The sequence below is a fragment of the Amycolatopsis sp. NPDC004378 genome (assembly GCF_053602455.1).
Window position 1 is genome coordinate 138,121 of the sequence record NZ_JBSGDR010000017.1, and the last position, 17,343, is coordinate 155,463.

A 17,343-nucleotide genomic window follows, 5' to 3' on the forward strand; every position below is an offset into this window, starting at 1 on the left:
TCACGCGAGGCCCAGCTCGTTGTCGATGAAGTCGAAGATCTCGCTGGAACTGGCCGTCTCGAGCTTCTGCCGCGCGCCCGTGCCGGACGCGGGCGCCTCGAGCCGGCTCAGGAGCGCCTGCAGCCGCGCGGTGATCCGGGTGCCGGCGAGCTGCTCGGCCGTCAGCGCCGCGAAGGCCGCCTCGATGCGGTCCAGCTCGGCCTCGGCCGCGCCGGCCGGATCGGCCGGGCCGAGCTCCCGGCCGAGGTACTGGGCGAGCGCGGCCGGGTTCGCGTAGTCGAAGCCGAGCGTCGCGGGCAGGGGCAGCCCGGTGACGGCGGCGAGCCCGTTGCGCAGCTCGACCGCGGTGAGCGAGTCGAGGCCCAGTTCCTTGAACGCCAGCGCGGGGTCCACTGTGGACGGCTCGGCGTACCCGAGCACGGCGGCGACCTCGGCACGCACCAGATCGAGCAGCGCGCGGTCCCGCTCGGGCCCGGTCAGGGTGTCGAGCTTCGCCCGGAAGTCCTGCTCCGGCTTCGCCGCGGCGGTGCGCACCCGGCGCGCCTCGGGCAGGTCGTCGAGCAACGGCGCCGGCCGGAGCGCCGTGAACGCGGGCGCGAAGAGCTCCCAGTCGATGTCGGCGACCGCGACGACGGTCTCGCCGCCGCCGAGCGCGCGGTGCAGGGCGGCGGTGGCCCGTTCCGGGGCCATCGGGCGGATCCCGCCGCGCCCGGCGCGCGAGGCACCGGCGGCCATGCCCGCGCCGGCCCACGGGCCCCAGGCGATCGAGGTCGCGGGCAGGCCGAGCCCGGCCCGGTGCTCGGCGAGCGCGTCCAGCACGGCGTTGGCCGCGACGTAGTTGCCCTGCCCGGCCGCGCCGAGCGTGGCCGCCAGCGACGAGAACAGGACGAACGCGGACAGCTCGCGGCCGGCCGTCAGTTCGTGCAGGTGCCACGCGGAGTCCACTTTGGACCGCAGGACGGTGGCGAGCCGGTCCGGCGTCAGGGCGTCCAGTACCCCGTCGTCCAGCACCCCGGCCGCGTGGACGACGGCGTCGAGGTCGGGCACCGAGTCCAGGAGCTCGGCGACGGCCGTGCGGTCGGCGAGGTCGCAGGCGACCAGCGTCACCTTGGCGCCCAGCGCGCTGAGCTCGGCCTCCAGCTCGGCCGCTCCCGGCGCGGCGGGCCCGCGCCGGCCGGCCAGCACGACGTGCGGCGCGCCGGTGCGGGCCAGCCACCGGGCGACCTCGGCGCCCAGCGCACCCGTGCCGCCGGTGACGAGCACCGGCCCGGTCGGCGTCCAGGGTTCGGCGTCGTCGCCCGGCGCGTGGACGAGCCGCCGCGCGAAGACCCCCTCCGGCCGGATCGCGAGCTGGTCCTCGCCGGCGGTGAACGCGGCGACGAGCCGGGTCAGCTCCGCTTCGCCGGGCTCGGCGGGCAGGTCGGCCAGGCCGCCCCAGCGGTCCGGGTGCTCCAGCGCCGCGACGCGGCCGAGGCCCCAGATCCCGGCCGCGAACGGCTGCTCGAGCGTCTTGGCACCGACGGCGACGGCTCCGGTGGTGACCGACCACAGCGGCGCGCCGACCCCGGCGTCGCCGAGGGCCTGGAGCAGCACGGTGGTCAGCGCCAGCCCGAGCGGCACGGACGCCCGGACCTCGACGGCCAGCCCCAGCAGCGAGACGACGCCGTCGACCGGGCCGAGGCCGAGCAGTTCGGCGGCGAGCGCGTCACGGCTGGTCTCCCCCAGCGTGACCGGCACCGGCTCGGTGCCCGCGTCGGCGAGGGCCGTGAGGACGGCCTTGACCAGCGGGGCGTCGTCGTACCCGGCGGGGACGACCACGGCCCAGCGGCCGGCCAGGCTCGCGCGGGGCCGGTCCGCGACCGGTCGCCACGAGACGCGGTACTGCCAGGCGTCGGCGGCCGGCGGCACCGGGACCAGGGGTTCGGGCCAGAAGGCCTGGCGGTCGAAGGGGTAGGTGGGCAGCGCGACGTGCCGGGCGCCCGGCGACCACGGTGCCCAGTCGATCGGGTGCCCGCTGACGTGCAGGTTCGCCAAGGCCAAGAGCGCGGTCTTGGTCTCCGGCCGGTCCTTGCGCAACGCCGGAACCGCCCGCAGTCCGGGGGCCAGCGCGGTCAGCGTCCCGTCCGGCCCCAGCTCGACGGCCCGGGTCACCCCGGCCTCGCGCAGCGTCTCGACGGCCTGCGCGAACCGCACCGGCTCGCGTACCTGCCGCACCCAGTACTCCGGGTCCGTCAGGTCGGCGTCGCCGGTCACCGTGGACACGACGGGGATGCGCGGCCCGGCGTAGCCGATCCCGCGCGCCACCTCGGCGAACTCCGCCAGCATCGCGTCCATATGAGCCGAGTGAAACGCATGCGAGACCCGCAAATCCCTAGACTTCACGCCGCGCTCGGTCAGCTCCGCGGCGATCCCGGCGAGCGCGGCGGCGTCGCCGGAGAGCACGGTGGCCAGGGGTCCGTTGACCGCGGCCAAGTCGGCCCGGCCCGCGGCGAGGTCGAGAACGTCCTGCTCGGCGGCCTGCACGGCGAGCATCGCGCCCCCGCCCGGCAGCGCCTGCATCAGGCTCGCGCGGGCGGCCACCAGCGTGCACGCGTCTTCGAGCGAAAACACCCCGGCGACGTGCGCGGCGGCCAGCTCACCGATCGAATGCCCGACGAGGTAGTCCGGCTTGACACCCCACGCCTCCAGCAGGCGGAACAGCGCGACTTCGAGCGCGAACAGCGCGGGCTGCGTGGTCCCCGTCCGGTCCAGCGCCACGGCGTCCGCGAAGACCGCCCGGTCCACATCGAGGTGCGCGCACACCGCGTCGAACGCGTCCGCGAACACCGGGAACCGCTCGTACAGCTCGGCGCCCATGCCGACCCGCTGCGAGCCCTGCCCCGCGAACAGCAGCGCGGTCTTGCCGTCGTTCGCCTGTCCGGCGACCACGCCCGCGTGTTTGGTGCCCGCGGCGACCGCGTTCAGTCCGGCGACCAGGTCGGGGCCGGTCACGACCGCGCGGTGGTCGAACACCGCCCGCGCGGCCAGCGAACGGGCGACCTCGGCCGGGGTGACGTCCGAGGTCCCGGCGAACTCCGCGAGCCGCCGGGCCTGCTCGCGCAGCACCGCTTCCGACCGGCCCGACAACGGCCAGACGACGTCCGTGGCGGGAGCGTCCGAGGCCTCGACAACGGGCGGTTGTTCGAGGATGACGTGGGCATTGGTGCCGCTGAAGCCGAACGACGACACACCCGCGCGCCGCGGCCGCTCCCCCGCCGGCCACGGTGTCGTCTCGGTCAGCAACGCGACGCCGTCCCACTTGACGTGCCGCGACGGCGTGTCGACGTGCAGGGTCTTCGGCAGCAGTCCCTTTTGGAGGGCCAGCACCATCTTGATGACGCCCGCGATGCCCGCGGCCGCCTGCGTGTGCCCGATGTTGGACTTCAGCGAGCCGAGCCACAGCGGGCGCTCGCGGTCGCGGCCGTAGGTCGCCAGCAGAGCCTGCGCTTCGATCGGGTCGCCCAGCGCGGTCCCGGTGCCGTGCGCTTCGACTGCGTCCACATCGGACGGTGTCAGCCCGGCGTTCGCCAGTGCCGCCCGGATGACGCGCTGCTGCGACGGTCCGTTCGGGGCGGTGAGGCCGTTCGACGCGCCGTCCTGGTTCACCGCCGAGCCACGCAGGACCGCGAGCACCGGGTGCCCGAGCCGGCGCGCGTCCGAGAGCCGCTCGACCAGCACGACACCGGCGCCTTCGCCCCAGCCCGTGCCGTCCGCGCCGTCGGCGAAGGCCTTGCAGCGGCCGTCCGCCGCGAGCCCGCCCTGGCGTGAGAACTCGACGAACGCGCCGGGTGTCGCCATCACCGTCACGCCGCCGGCCAGCGCCATCGCGCACTCGCCCGCGCGCACCGACTGGGCGGCCAGGTGCAAGGCGACCAGCGAAGCCGAGCACGCCGTGTCCACGGTGACGGCCGGGCCACCGAGGCCCAGCACGTACGAAACCCGGCCCGACACGACCGAAGCCGCGTTCCCGGTGCCGACGAACCCGCCGAAGTCCTCGCCCGAACCGGCGAGCACCGCCGGGTAGTCCTGGCCGTTGGTGCCGAGGAACACGCCGACGTCCGCGCCCCGGCCCGGGTCGACGCCGGCGCGTTCGAGCGTCTCCCACGCCGTCTCGAGGACGAGCCGCTGCTGCGGATCCATCGCCAGGGCTTCCCGCGGCGAGATGCCGAAGAAGCCCGGATCGAACTCCGTGACCCCCTCGACGAACGCGCCGCCGCTCGTGACGACACCGGCCGCCGCCAGGCCCGCGAGGTCCCAGTGCCGGTCGGCGGGGAAGCCGGAAACCGCGTCCCCGCCCGAGATCAGCAGGTCCCACAGGTCGTCCGGGGTCCGGACGCCGCCGGGGAACCGGCAGCCCATCCCCACGACGACGATCGGGTCCTCGGGGGACATCGCGGCCCGCTCGACGGCCGGCTCTTCGCTCGCCGTGCCCGCGAGGTGCTTGGCCAGGTGGGCGGCGGTCGGGTAGTCGTAGACCAGCGTCGCGGGCAGTTCGGTGCCGGTGGCCAGGCCGAGCCGGTTGCGCAGTTCGACCGCGGTCAGCGAATCGAAGCCGAGGTCGGCGAACGACCTGTCCGCGGCGACCTCCTCGGCGTAGCCGAGGACGGCCGAGACCTGACGGCGCACGAGCGTCAGCAGGTCCTCTTCGGACAGTCCGGACAGCTCGACCCGCGGCGCTTCGCCTGCCGCCTCGGGGAGTTCGTCGAGCAACCGGCTCGGCCGGACGGCGGTGAGCCCCGGGCCGTAGACCGGCCAGTCGACGTCGGCGAGCGCGATCGCGACGTCGCCGGCGCCCAGGGCCCGGTCGAGCGCGGCCAGGGCGAGGGCGGGGTCGAGGGGCGTGAGCCCGCCGCGGCGGAGCCGGTCGCGGACGGCTTCGTCCGCGGCCATGCCGGCGTCGGCCCACGGTCCCCAGGCGAGCGACGTCGCCGGGAGCCCGCGCGCCCGCCGGTACGCGGCCAGGGCGTCGAGGTAGGCGTTCGCCGCCGCGTAGTTGCCCTGCCCGGCCGAGCCGACCGTGCCCGCCAAGGACGAGAACAGCACGAACGCCGAGAGTTCACGGCCGGCGGTGGCCTCGTGCAGGTGCCGGGCGGTGGTCGCCTTGGCGCGCAGCACGCGGTCGAGCTTTTCGGGGGTGAGGCCGTCGAGGACGCCGTCGTCGAGAACCCCGGCGGCGTGGATGACGACGCTCAGGTCCGGCAGGGAGTCCACGAGCGCGGTGACCGCGTCCCGGTCGGTGCAGTCGCAGGCCACGACGGTGATCTCGGGCGCGGCCGGCTCGGCCGCACCTGGGCCGCGCCGGCTCGCCAGCACCACGCGCGACGCGCCGCGCTCGACGGCCCAGCGGGCCAGGTGGCCGCCGAGTGCCCCGGTCCCGCCGGTGATCAGCACCGTGCCGCGGACTGTCCACTCGGGACATTCGGTGGTCAGCGGCGCTCGCACGAGCCGCCGGGCGAAGACGCCGGACGGCCGGAGGGCGACCTCGTCCTCGGTGCCGTCGGCGAGCACGCCGCACAGCCGGTCGAGGGCCCGTTCGTCGAGGTGCCCGGGCAAGTCGATCAGACCGCCCCACCGGCGCGGGTGTTCCACCGCGGCGGCCCGGCCCAGGCCCCACACCTGCGCCTGGTCCGGGTGCGCGAGGGGGTCGGACCGGCCGGTGGAGACCGCACCCCGGGTGGCGCACCACAGCGGCGCGGACCAGCCGTGCCTGCCGAGGGCCTGCACGAGCGCGAGCGTCTCGTCCACGGCCAGCAGGGAAAGGATCCCGTCGGGCTCGGTCAGCCCAGGGGGAAGCCCGGCGCCGGCCACCTCCACGTCGGCGCCCCGGGCGCGCAGTCCCGCCACCAGGTCGTCAGTGGCTTCGCGGGCGACCACGAGCCAGCGGCCGGACAGCCGCGCGGTGGTGGTCGTGCCGGTGACCGGGCGCCAGCCGATCCGGTAGCGCCAGTTGTCCACAGTGGACTCTTCGTGGTGACGGCGGCGCCAGGACGCCAGCGCGGGCAGGACGTCGCTCAGCGGTGTCTCCGACGGGACGTCCAGGGTGCTGGTCAGCGCGTCGAGGTCCTGCCGGTCGACCGCCGACCAGAAGTCGTCCGCGCCGACGTCGCCGACGGCGGCCGACTCCGGTGCGGTGAGCCAGAACCGCTCCCGCTGGAAGGCATACGTCGGCAGGTCGACGCGGTGGGCGCCGTCGAGCAGTGCGGTCCAGCCGGGCGCCCCGCCGCGGACGTGCAGTTCGGCGAGCGCGGCCAGCACCGACTCCCGCTCGTCGCGCGACGCGCGCAGCATCGCCACGACGGGCACGCCCGCCATCCCGGCCAGGGTCCGGTCCGGGCCCACCTCGACGAACCGGGCGGCACCCCGGTCTTCCAGGGCCGTCATCCGGTCGGCGAACCGGACCGGTTCACGCACGTGCCGCACCCAGTACTCCGGGTCGGTCAGGTCGGCGGGCCCGCCGGTGACGACCGGGATCTTCGGCGCCGAGAACGTCAGCCCGGACACGACCTCGCGGAACTCGGCCAGCATCGGTTCCATCCGCACCGAGTGGAAGGCGTGCGACACGGCGAGCCGTTTGGTCTTACGCCCCCGGGACCCCAGTTCGGCCGCGGCCGCGAGCACCGCGTCTTCGTCGCCGGAGAGCACGACCGAGTCGGGCGCGTTGACGGCGGCCAGGTCGACGCGCTCGCCGAGCAGGGGCGTGACTTCGGCTTCGCCGGCCTGGACGGCGACCATCGCGCCGCCGACCGGGAGGGCCGCCATCAGCCGCGCCCGCGCGGCGACCAGCGTGCAGGCGTCGGCCAGCGAGAGGACCCCGGCGACGTGCGCGGCCGCCAGCTCGCCGATCGAATGCCCGGCGAGGAAGTCCGGCTTCACGCCCCAGGACTCCAGCAGCCGGAACAACGCCACCTCGACGGCGAACAGCGCGGGCTGGGTGAAGCCCGTGTCGTGCAGGGACTCGCCCGAGATCGCTTCGGCCACGGGGAGGTCGAATTCCGCGCACACCGCGTCGAAGGCCTCGGCGAACACCGGGAACGCCGCCCGCAGCCCCGCGCCCATGCCGATCCGCTGGGAACCCTGGCCGGAGAACAGGAACGCCGTCCTGCCGGACTTGCCCGCCACACCCTCCACAAGGGACGGTGACGGCTCGCCGCCGGCGAGGGCTTCCAGCGCGGTCATTGCCCCGGCCGCGTCGGCGGCCAGCACGACGGCGCGGTGCTCGAACGCGGACCGCCCGGTGACGAGCGACCACGCCGTGTCCGCGAGCGACGCACCCGTCGCCAGGTGGTCCCGCAGCCGGACGGCCTGCTCCCGCAGGGCCTCGCGTGAACGCGCCGAGAGCGCGAGCGGGACCGGCCCGTCGACGGTGGTCGCCGGGGCGGGGGGCTCGTCGTAGCTCTCCAGGATCACGTGCGCGTTGGTGCCGCTGATGCCGAAGGACGAGACGCCCGCCCGGCGGGGAGTCCCGCCCGCGGGCCACTCGACGTTCTCGGTGAGCAGCTCGACGGACCCGGCCGCCCAGTCGATGTGCGGCGACGGCGCGTCGACGTGCACCGTGCGCGGCAGCAACCCGTTGCGCAGGGCGAGGACCATCTTGATCACCCCGGCGACGCCCGCGGCGGCCTGGGTGTGGCCGATGTTCGACTTCACCGAGCCGAGCCGCAGCGGCCGCTCGCGGTCCTGGCCGTAGGTCGCCAGCAGCGCGTGCGCCTCGATCGGGTCGCCGAGCGTGGTGCCGGTGCCGTGCGCTTCCACGGCGTCCACCTCGGACGGGGTGAGCCCGCCACTGGCCAGCGCGGCCCGGATGACCTGCTGCTGCGCCGGTCCGTTGGGCGCGGTGAGGCCGTTGGACGCGCCGTCGGAGTTGACCGCGGAGCCGCGGACCACGGCCAGCACCGGGTGGCCGTTGGCCAGCGCGTCGGACAGCTTCTCGACCAGGACCAGGCCGACGCCTTCGGACCAGCCGGTGCCGTCGGCCGCGGCCGCGAACGGTTTGCACCGCCCGTCCGGCGCGAGGCCGCGCTGGCGGCTGAACTCGAGGAACATGCCGGGGGTCGACATCACGGTGACGCCGCCGACCAGCGCCAGCGAACACTCGCCGCGGCGCAGGGCCTGGGCGGCCCAGTGCAGCGCGACCAGCGAAGACGAGCACGCGGTGTCCACGGTGACCGCGGGGCCGCGGAGGCCGAGCTGGTAGGCGACGCGGCCGGAGATGACCGCCGTCGAGTTGCCCGTGAGCAGGTGGCCTTCGACGCCTTCGGGCAGTGCGGTCAGGCCGGAGCCGTAGCCGGTCGACGTGCCGCCGACGAACACGCCGCCGCGCGTGCCGCGCAGGGACAGCGGGTCGATCCCGGCGCGCTCGAACGTCTCCCACGCCGTTTCGAGCAGCAGCCGCTGCTGCGGGTCCATGGCGAGGGCCTCGCGGGGGCTCATCCCGAAGAAGCCGGGGTCGAACTCGGCCGCGTCGTAGACGAAACCGCCCTCCCGGACGTAGCTGGTGCCCGTCTGGCCGGCGTCGCCGGAGTACAGCGCCGCGGGCCAGCCGCGGTCGGCCGGGAAGCCGGCCATCCCGTCGCCGCCGTCGACCAGGAGCTGCCACAGCTGCTCGGGCGTCCGGACACCGCCGGGGAACCGGCAGCCCATGCCGATCACCGCGACCGGTTCGGCGTCCCGGTCCTCGACCTCGCGCAGCCGCTGGTTCGCCGCCCGCAGGTCGCTGGTGACCTTCTTGAGGTAGTCGAGCAGCTTCTTCTCGTTGTCGGCGGTCACGCCCCGAACTCCTTGTCGATCAGGTCGAACAGCTCGTCGGCGGAGGCCGCCGCGACTTCGTCGTCCCACTGCGGTTCCGCGGTGCCGGTCCACCAGGCGAGCAGGCTCTGCAGCCGTTCGGTGATCTCCTCGCGGCCCTCGTAGCCCTCGGGCAGGGAGGCGAGCGAACCACGCAGGTCGTCGACCAGGCCGGTGGCGGACGGCGCCGCCGGGGCGATGTCGTCGAGCAGGTAGCCCGCCAGCTCGAGCACCGTCGGGTAGTCGAAGACGAGCGTCGCGGGCAGCCGCTTCCCGGCGACCGCGCCGAGCCGGTTGCGCAGCTCGACCGCGGTGAGCGAGTCGAAGCCCAGCTCGGTGAACGCCTTCGCCGGGTCGATGTCCACTGTGGACGCGTGCCCGAGCACGGCGGCGACCTGCCCGGTGACCACCTCGACGACCAGGTCCTCGCGGTCGGCGGCCGGCGTCGCGGCGAGCCGCTCGGCCAGGCCCGCGGGCCCGGCCTTCGCGGCGGCCGCGACCGCGCGCCGCGCCGGGGCGGTGACGAGCCCCCGGAACAGCGGGGCCACCGCACCCGACGACGCAAGCGCGGCCGTGTCGACCCGCATCGGCACCACGGCCGCCTCGCCGGCCGCGACGCCCGCGTCGAGCAGGGCGAGGCCGAGCTCCGCCGACAGCGGCAGCAGCCCGGCACGGGCCATCCGGCTCAGATCCGTCTCGGTCAGGCCGCTGGTCATGCCGGCCGACGCCGACCACGGCCCCCACGCCAGCGCCACGGCGGGCAGCCCGAGGGCGTGCCGGTGGGTGGCGAAGGCGTCGACGAAAGCGTTTGCGGCCGCGTAGTTCGCCTGGCCCGCGCCGCCGAACAGCCCGGCCGCACCGGAGAACAGCACGAACGCGGTGAGGTCGGCGTGCCGGGTCAGCTCGTCGAGGTGGACCGCGGCGTCGACCTTCGGCCGCAGCACCTTGTCCAGGCGGGCCGCGTCCAGCGAGCCGACGACGCCGTCGTCGAGCACCCCGGCCGTGTGCATGACCGCCCGCAGCGGGTGCTCGGCGGGGATGCCGCCGAGCAACGCGGCCAGGGCGTCGCGGTCGGCGGCGTCGCAGGCCGCGACGGTGACGGTCGCGCCCAGCCCGGTCAGCTCGTCGCGCAGTTCGGCCGCCCCCTCGGCGGCGAGGCCGCGCCGGCTGGTGAGCAGCAGGTGCCGAGCGCCGTGCTCGGTGACCAGGTGCCGGGCCAGCAACCCGCCCAGGCCGCCGGTGCCGCCGGTGATCAGGACCGTGCCCTCGGGGTCGAGCGGCGCGGGCACGGTCAGCACGACCTTGCCGACGTGCTTGGCCTGCTGGAGGTGCTTGAACGCCGCGGGGGCACGGTGGACGTCCCACGCGGTGACCGGGATCGGCCGGAGCACGCCCCGGCCGAGCAGGCCGAGGACCTCGCGCAGCAGTTCGGCGATCCGGTCGGGCCCGGCTTCGATGAGGTCGAACGCCCGGTAGGCGACGCCCGGGTGGTTTTCCGCGACCTCGGCGGGGACCCGGACGTCGGTCTTGCCCATCTCCAGGAACCGCCCGCCGCGCGGTAGCAGCCGCAGCGAGGCGTCGACGAACTCCCCGGCCAGGGAGTCGAGCACGACGTCGACACCCCGGCCCCCGGTGGTCGCGCGGAAGCGGTCCTCGAAGTCCAAGGTCCGCGAGGAGGCGATCCGGTCGTCGGCGAGGCCGTGCTCGCGCAGCGCGGCCCACTTGCCGGCGCCCGCGGTGCCGAACACGTCGGCGCCGAGGTGCTTCGCCAGCTGGACCGCCGCCATGCCGACGCCGCCGGCGGCCGCGTGGACCAGCACGGTCTCCCCCGGCTGCACCCGGCCGAGGTCGACCAGCGCGTAGTACGCGGTGAGGAAGACGATCGGCACGGACGCGGCCTCGGCGAACGACCAGCCGTCCGGGACCCGGGCGACCAGCCGCTGGTCGGCGACCGCGACCGGGCCGAACGCGCCGGGGAACATGCCGAGCACCCGGTCGCCTGCCTTCAGGTCCGTGACGCCCGGGCCGACTTCGGTGACGACGCCCGCGCCTTCCAGGCCCAGCTGCCCGGCCTCGCCGGGGTACATGCCGAGCGCGGTGAGGACGTCGCGGAAGTTGACGCCCGCCGCGCGCACGGCGATCCGCACGTGCCCGTCCGGCAGCGGGCCGGCGACCTCCGGGCACGGCAGCAGGGTGAGGTTCTCCAGCGTGCCCTTGTCCACGATGCCGAGCCGCCAGTGCCCGTCCTCGGGCGCGCTGAGCACGCCGCCGGCCGCTTCGGCGCGGACCAGCCGGGCCGCGTGCGGCTCACCGTCGCGAAGGGACAGTTGCGGCTCGCCGGTGGCCAGTGCGGCCGGAACGGCGCCGTAGGAAGCTTCCGTGCCGTCGACGTCCACCAGCAGGAACCGGTCCGGGTTCTCGGCCTGGGCCGAGCGGACCAGGCCCCAGACCGCGGCGTTGGCCAGGTCCGTCACCTCGCCGCGGTGGGCCACGGCGCCGGAGGTGACGAACACGAGTTTCGCGCCTTCCAGGGCGTCCTCGGCGAGCCAGCGCTGCACAGTGGCCAGGACCAGCCCGGTCGCGGCCCGCACCGAGCCCGGCAGGTCCGCCGTCCGCCCGGGCACGAGCGGCGCGAACACCACCTCGGGTGGCGTGCCGCCCTCGGCGAGGAGCGCGTCTATGTCCACATAGGACCTCAACGGGCCCGACGTGCCGAGCTGGACGCCGAGCTTGTGCTGGTCCGGGCCGAGCACGGCCCACGAACTCGTGTCCGGTTCGGCCCCGGCGCCCAGCGGCGTCCAGTCCACTTGGAACAGCGAGTCGCGCAGGCGGCCGGCATCGGTCAGCATCTCGGCCGAGACCTGGCGCATCGCGAGCGAGCCCACGGTGGCGACCGGGTGGCCCGCGGTGTCGGCGATGGTCAACGCGAGGGCGTCCGGTCCGGCCTGGCTCAGCTTGACGCGCAGGGCGTCGGCGCCGGACGCGTGCAGTGTGACACCCGACCAGGAGAACGGGAGCCGGCTCTGCCCGGACCCTTCCAACGGCAGGTAGAGCAGGGCCTGCAGGGCCGCGTCGAGCAGCGCAGGGTGCAGGCCGAAGCGGCGGGCGTCGTCCCGGGCCGAGTCGGGCAGCGCGATCTCGGCGAACACGTCGTCGCCCGAACGCCAGGCCGCGGTGAGGCCGCGGAAGGCGTCCCCGTAGGCGAAGCCGCCGGCCGCGTAGGTGTCGTAGAAGTCTTCCACGGAAAGGGGTTCCGCCTTCGCGGGCGGCCACTCGGTCAGCGGTTCGCCGGGGCTTCCGGCTTCGACGGCGAGCACGCCGGTCGCGTGCAGGACCCAGTCGTCGGCGCCTTCGACCCGCGAGTGCGCGGTGAAGGCCCGCGTCCCGTCTTCGCCGGGCGCGGCCACCGAGCACTGCAGCTGGACGCCGCCGCGCGCGGGCAGCACCAGCGGCGCGGCCAGCGTCAGCTCCTCGACACGGGCGCAGCCGGCCTGGTCCGCGGCCCGGACGGCCAGCTCCAGGAACGCCGTGCCCGGCAGCAGCACCTGACCCATGACCTCGTGCCCAGCCAGCCACGGGTGCGTCGACAGCGCGAGCCGGCTGGTGAACAGCAGTTCGCCGGCCCCGGCGACGGACACCGCCGCCCCCAGGAGCGGGTGGTCGACGGCCGTGAGACCGGCCGCGGTGACGTCGCCGACCGGCAGCCCGGTCAGGTGCGGCCAGAACCGCTGGTACTGGAACGCGTACGTCGGCAGGTCGACCCGGCGCGCGCCCGTCCCGGCGAACACGGCCGTCCAATCAGGACTCTGCCCGTGGACGTGCAGCTCCCCGACGGCGGCCAGGAGGGTGGTCCGCTCGTCCCGGCCCTTGCGCAGCGCCGGGATCGCCGTTTCGACCATCGGCGCGAGGACGGCGTCCGGCCCGATCTCGACGAACCTGGTGACGCCCAGGCCGTGCAGCGTCGTGACGGCGTCGGCGAACCGCACGGCCGCACGCACCTGGCCGGCCCAGTACTCCGGCGTGGTCACCGGCGTGACCGCACCGGTCACCGTGGACACGACCGGCAGGCTCGGCTCGGCGTAGGTGATCCGCTCGGCCACCTTCGCGAACGCGGCCAGCATCGGGTCCATCAGCGGCGAGTGGAACGCGTGGGACACCGTGAGCCGCTTGGTCTTGCGGCCCAGGGCCGTGAAGTGCTGCTCGATCCCGTCGAGGTCGTCGCCGGAGACCACGATCGACGTCGGCCCGTTGATCGCGGCGATGCTCACGGTGCCGGTCAGCAGCGGGGTGACCTCGTCCTCCGAGGCCGACACGGCCAGCATGCCGCCACCCCGCGGCAGTTCCTGCATCAGCCGGCCGCGCGCGGCGACCAGGCGGCACGCGTCCGCCAGGTTGAACACGCCGGCGACGTGCGCGGCCGCCAGTTCGCCGATGGAGTGCCCGGCCAGGTAGTCCGGCCGCACGCCCCACGACTCCAGCAGCCGGAACAGCGCCACCTCGACCGCGAACAGGGCGGGCTGGGTGTAGCCGGTCTCGTTCAGGAGGTCTTCGTCCCCGAAGACGACGTCCCGCAGCGGCCGGTCCAGCTCGGTGTCGAAGTGCGCGCACACCGCGTCGAACGCCTCGGCGTACACCGGGTATTCGGCGTACAGCTCTCGGCCCATGCCGAGCCGTTGCGCGCCCTGCCCGGTGAACAGGAACCCGGTCCGGCCCTCGCCGGCCGGGCCGGGGAGAGGTCCGTCGACCAGGGCACGCAGACCCCGCACCAGCTCGCCGGTTTCGGTGCCGATCACCACGGCGCGGTGCTCGAAGGCCGAGCGGCCGGTGGCGAGGGACCAGCCGACGTCGGCCGGGCGCTCGCTGTCGACGTGGTCGGCGAGTTGCGCGGCCTGGGCCCGCAGCGCGGCTTCGGACCGTCCCGAAAGGACCCATGGCACCGGGCCGGACCACGCCGGTTCCGGCACCGGGGCCGCTTCGGGAGCCTGCTCGACGATCACGTGCGCGTTGGTGCCGCTCACGCCGAACGACGAGATCCCGGCCCGGCGCGGGTGCCCGTTCGGCGCCCACTCGACGGCGTCGGACAGCAGCCGCACGTCGCCGGCGCTCCAGTCCACGTGGGACGACGGCACGTCGGCGTGCAACGTCTTCGGCAGCAGGCCGTGGCGCAGCGACAGGACCATCTTCATGATCCCGGCGGCACCGGCCGCGGCCTGCGTGTGCCCGATGTTGGACTTCACCGAACCGAGCCACAGCGGCCGCTCGCGGCCCTGCCCGTAGGTGGCCAGGACGGCTTGCGCCTCGATCGGGTCGCCCAGCACCGTGCCGGTGCCGTGCGCTTCCACGGCGTCCACTTCGGACGGCCGCAGGCCCGCGTCGGCCAGCGCGGCACGGATGACCCGTTGCTGCGACGGCCCGTTCGGCGCGGTCAGGCCGTTCGACGCGCCGTCCTGGTTGACCGCACTGCCGCGCACCAGCGCGAGCACGGGGTGGCCGTTGCGGCGGGCGTCGGACAGCCGCTCCAGGAGCACCATCCCGGCGCCCTCGCCCCAGCCGGTGCCGTCGGCGTCGTCGGAGAACGCCTTGCAGCGGCCGTCGAGCGCGAGGCCGCGCTGGCGGCTGAACTGGATGAACCCGGACGGCGTCGACATGATCGTCACGCCGCCGGCCAGTGCCAGCGAGCACTCCCCCGCCCGCAGTGCCCGCGTCGCGAGGTGCACCGCGACCAGCGACGACGAGCAGGCCGTGTCGACCGTGACCGCGGGGCCTTCGAGGCCGAGCGCGTAGGAAATCCGGCCGGACACCACGGATCCCGCGTTGCCGGTCATGGTGTAGCCCTCGACGCCCTCGTCGTCGCCGAGCGCGAGCAGCGGGGTGTAGTCCTGGCCGTTCGAACCGGCGAAGACACCGACCGGGCCGCCACGCAGCGACGCGGCATCGATCCCGGCGCGTTCGACGGCCTCCCAGGCGGTTTCGAGCAGCAGGCGCTGCTGCGGATCCATGGCCAGGGCCTCGCGCGGGTTGATGCCGAAGAACGCGGCGTCGAACCGGCTGGCGCCGTCGAGGAACCCGCCGCGGCGGGTGTAGGACGTGCCCTGGTGGTCGGGGTCCGGGTCGTAGAGCGCGTCGAGGTCCCAGCCGCGGTCGTCGGGGAAGTCGGTGATCGCGTCCGCGCCACCGGACAGCAGTGCCCACAGGTCCTCCGGCGAGCGCACGCCGCCGGGGAACCGGCACGCCATCGAGACGATGGCGATCGGGTCGTCCTCGACGGCCTTCGGCGTGACGTCCACTGTGGACGGCGCGTCGGCCGGTTCGCCCAGCTCGCCCTTGAGGTGCGCCACCAGGGCCGTCGTCGTCGGGTAGTCGAAGATCAGCGTCGCGGGCAGCTTGAGCCCGGTGGCGACGCTGAGCCGGTTGCGCAGGTCGACCGCGGTCAGCGAGTCGAACCCGAGGTCGGTGAACGCCCGGTTCGGCTCGACGTCGCCCGGCCCGGCGTACCCGAGCACCCCGGCGACCTGGGTGCGGACGAACTCGAGCACGTCGCGCTCGCTCAGCGCGGGCCCCTCCGGCGCCGACTCCATCGCCGCCCGCGCCTCGGGGATGCCGCGCAGCAGCGGGCTCGGCCGGACCGCGGTGAACGACGGCACGTACCGCGCCCAGTCGACGCCCGCCACGGTCAGCGTGGTCTCGCCGTGGTCGAGGGCCTGCTGCAGTGCCGCGATCGCCAGTTCCGGGTCGAGTGCGTGGATGCCGCCGAGACGTTGCCGCTCGGCGACGGCGGCCGCGTCGGCCATCCCAGTGTCGGCCCACGGGCCCCAGGAGATCGACGTCGCGGCCAGCCCGAGCGAGCGCCGGTGCTCGGCGAGCGCGTCGAGGTAGGCGTTGGCGGCAGCGTAGTTGCCCTGGCCGGGCCCGCCCCAGACGCCGGCCGTCGAGGCGAAGGAGACGAACGCCGACAGGTTCAGGTCCCGGGTCAGCTCGTGCAGGTGGAACGCCGCCAGGGCCTTGGGCTTCAGCACGTTCGCCAGGCGCTCGGGGGTGAGCGAGGACAGGACGCCGTCGTCGAGCACCCCGGCGGCGTGGACGACCGCGGTCGGCGGGTACTCGGCGATGACCGCGGCCAGGGCGTCGCGGTCGGCGACGTCGCAGGCCACGACGGTCGCCTCGGCACCGAGCCCGGCGAGTTCTTCGCGCAGTTCCGCCGCGCCCGGGGCGTCCGCGCCGCGACGGCTGGTGAGCACCAGCCGCTCGGCGCCGCGGCCGGCCAGCCAGCGGGCGACCTTCGCGCCCAGGCCACCGGTACCGCCGGTGACCAGCACGGTTCCTTCGGGCGTCCACGCGTGGTCCGGGGTCGCCGAGCCGAGCGGCGACCGCGTGAGCCGGCGGGCGAAGACACCGGACGCGCGGACCGCGACCTGATCTTCCGCTCCGGTGATCGCGGCGACGACGCGGGCGAACGCGCGGTCGTCGAGGTCGGCCGGCAGGTCGAGCAGGCCACCCCAGCGGCCGGGGAGCTCGAGCGCGGCGACGCGGCCGAGGCCCCACACGGGGGCCTGCGCCGGGTTGCGGAGCGCGTCGGCCTTGCCGGTCGAGACGGCGCCGCGGGTGAACGTCCACAAGGGAGCTTCGAGGTCGCCGAGGGCCTGGATCAGGGTGAGCGTGTCGACGAGCCCGCGGTAGGACTCGTCCGTGCCCAGGAGGGACACGATCCCCGCCGGTTCGACATCGCCGATCCGCCCGGCCAGCACGTCCCGGTCGACGCCGGCCTCGGCCTCGACCGTGACGATCTCGGCGCCGAAGCGGTCCAGCGGCAAGGGGGTCTCGTCGTCCGGACGGCGGACCACGAGCCAGGTGCCGCGGAGCCGCGGCGAGGCGCCGGCGGGGACCGGCTGCCAGCCGACGCGGTAGCGCCAGTTGTCCACCGTGGACTCTTCCCGGCGCTGCCTGCGGTAGGCGGCCAGCGCGGGCAGCAGGTCTTCGACGGCGGGTGCGTCGAGCCCCAGGGTGCGGGCCAGCTCACCGGCGTCGTCGCGTTCGACGGCCGACCAGAACCCGGCGTCGGCGGCGTCCGACGCCGCGGCGACGTCGCCCGGGCCGGGCAGCGTCGGCCAGTACCGCGCCCGCTGGAACGGATAAGTCGGCAAGTCCACCGGGGATCCGGTCAACGCGAAGTCCACGTCGACCCCGCGCGCCCACAGCTCGCCGGCCGACGTCAGGAAGCGGGCGAGCCCGCCCTCGTCCCGGCGCAGCGATCCGGTGACGACCGCGTCTTCGAGGGTTCCGGCGATCGCGGTGCCCAGCACGGGGTGTGCGCTGGACTCGACGAACACGCCGTACCCCTGCTCGCCGAGCGCCACCGTCGCGGGCGCGAACAGCACGCGCTGCCGCAGGTTGCGGTACCAGTAGGCGGCGGTCAGCTCGGTGGTGTCGAGCCAGTCGCCGGTGACGGTCGAGTAGAACGGGATCGTCGCTTCACGGGGGGCGACCGGGGCCAGCACGTCCAGGAGTTCGGCTTCGATCGCC

The 17,343-nt window shown here is 75.2% G+C and carries 2 protein-coding genes (1 of these 2 only partly in view); both read right to left on the reverse strand.

All coding sequences use genetic code 11. The features are described from left to right. Complete coding sequence (locus tag ACWEN0_RS36595; protein ID WP_451984134.1) at nt 1-8,805, reverse strand: type I polyketide synthase; 8,805 nt, start codon at nt 8,803-8,805, stop codon at nt 1-3. After that, nucleotides 8,802-17,343: the end of a type I polyketide synthase gene (locus tag ACWEN0_RS36600; RefSeq protein ID WP_451984136.1), read on the reverse strand. It continues 15,635 nt past the right edge of the window; the window shows 8,542 of its 24,177 coding nt (coding positions 15,636-24,177); its start codon lies off the right edge, out of view; its stop codon occupies nt 8,802-8,804. The genes ACWEN0_RS36595 and ACWEN0_RS36600 overlap by 4 nt, the downstream gene beginning before the upstream one ends.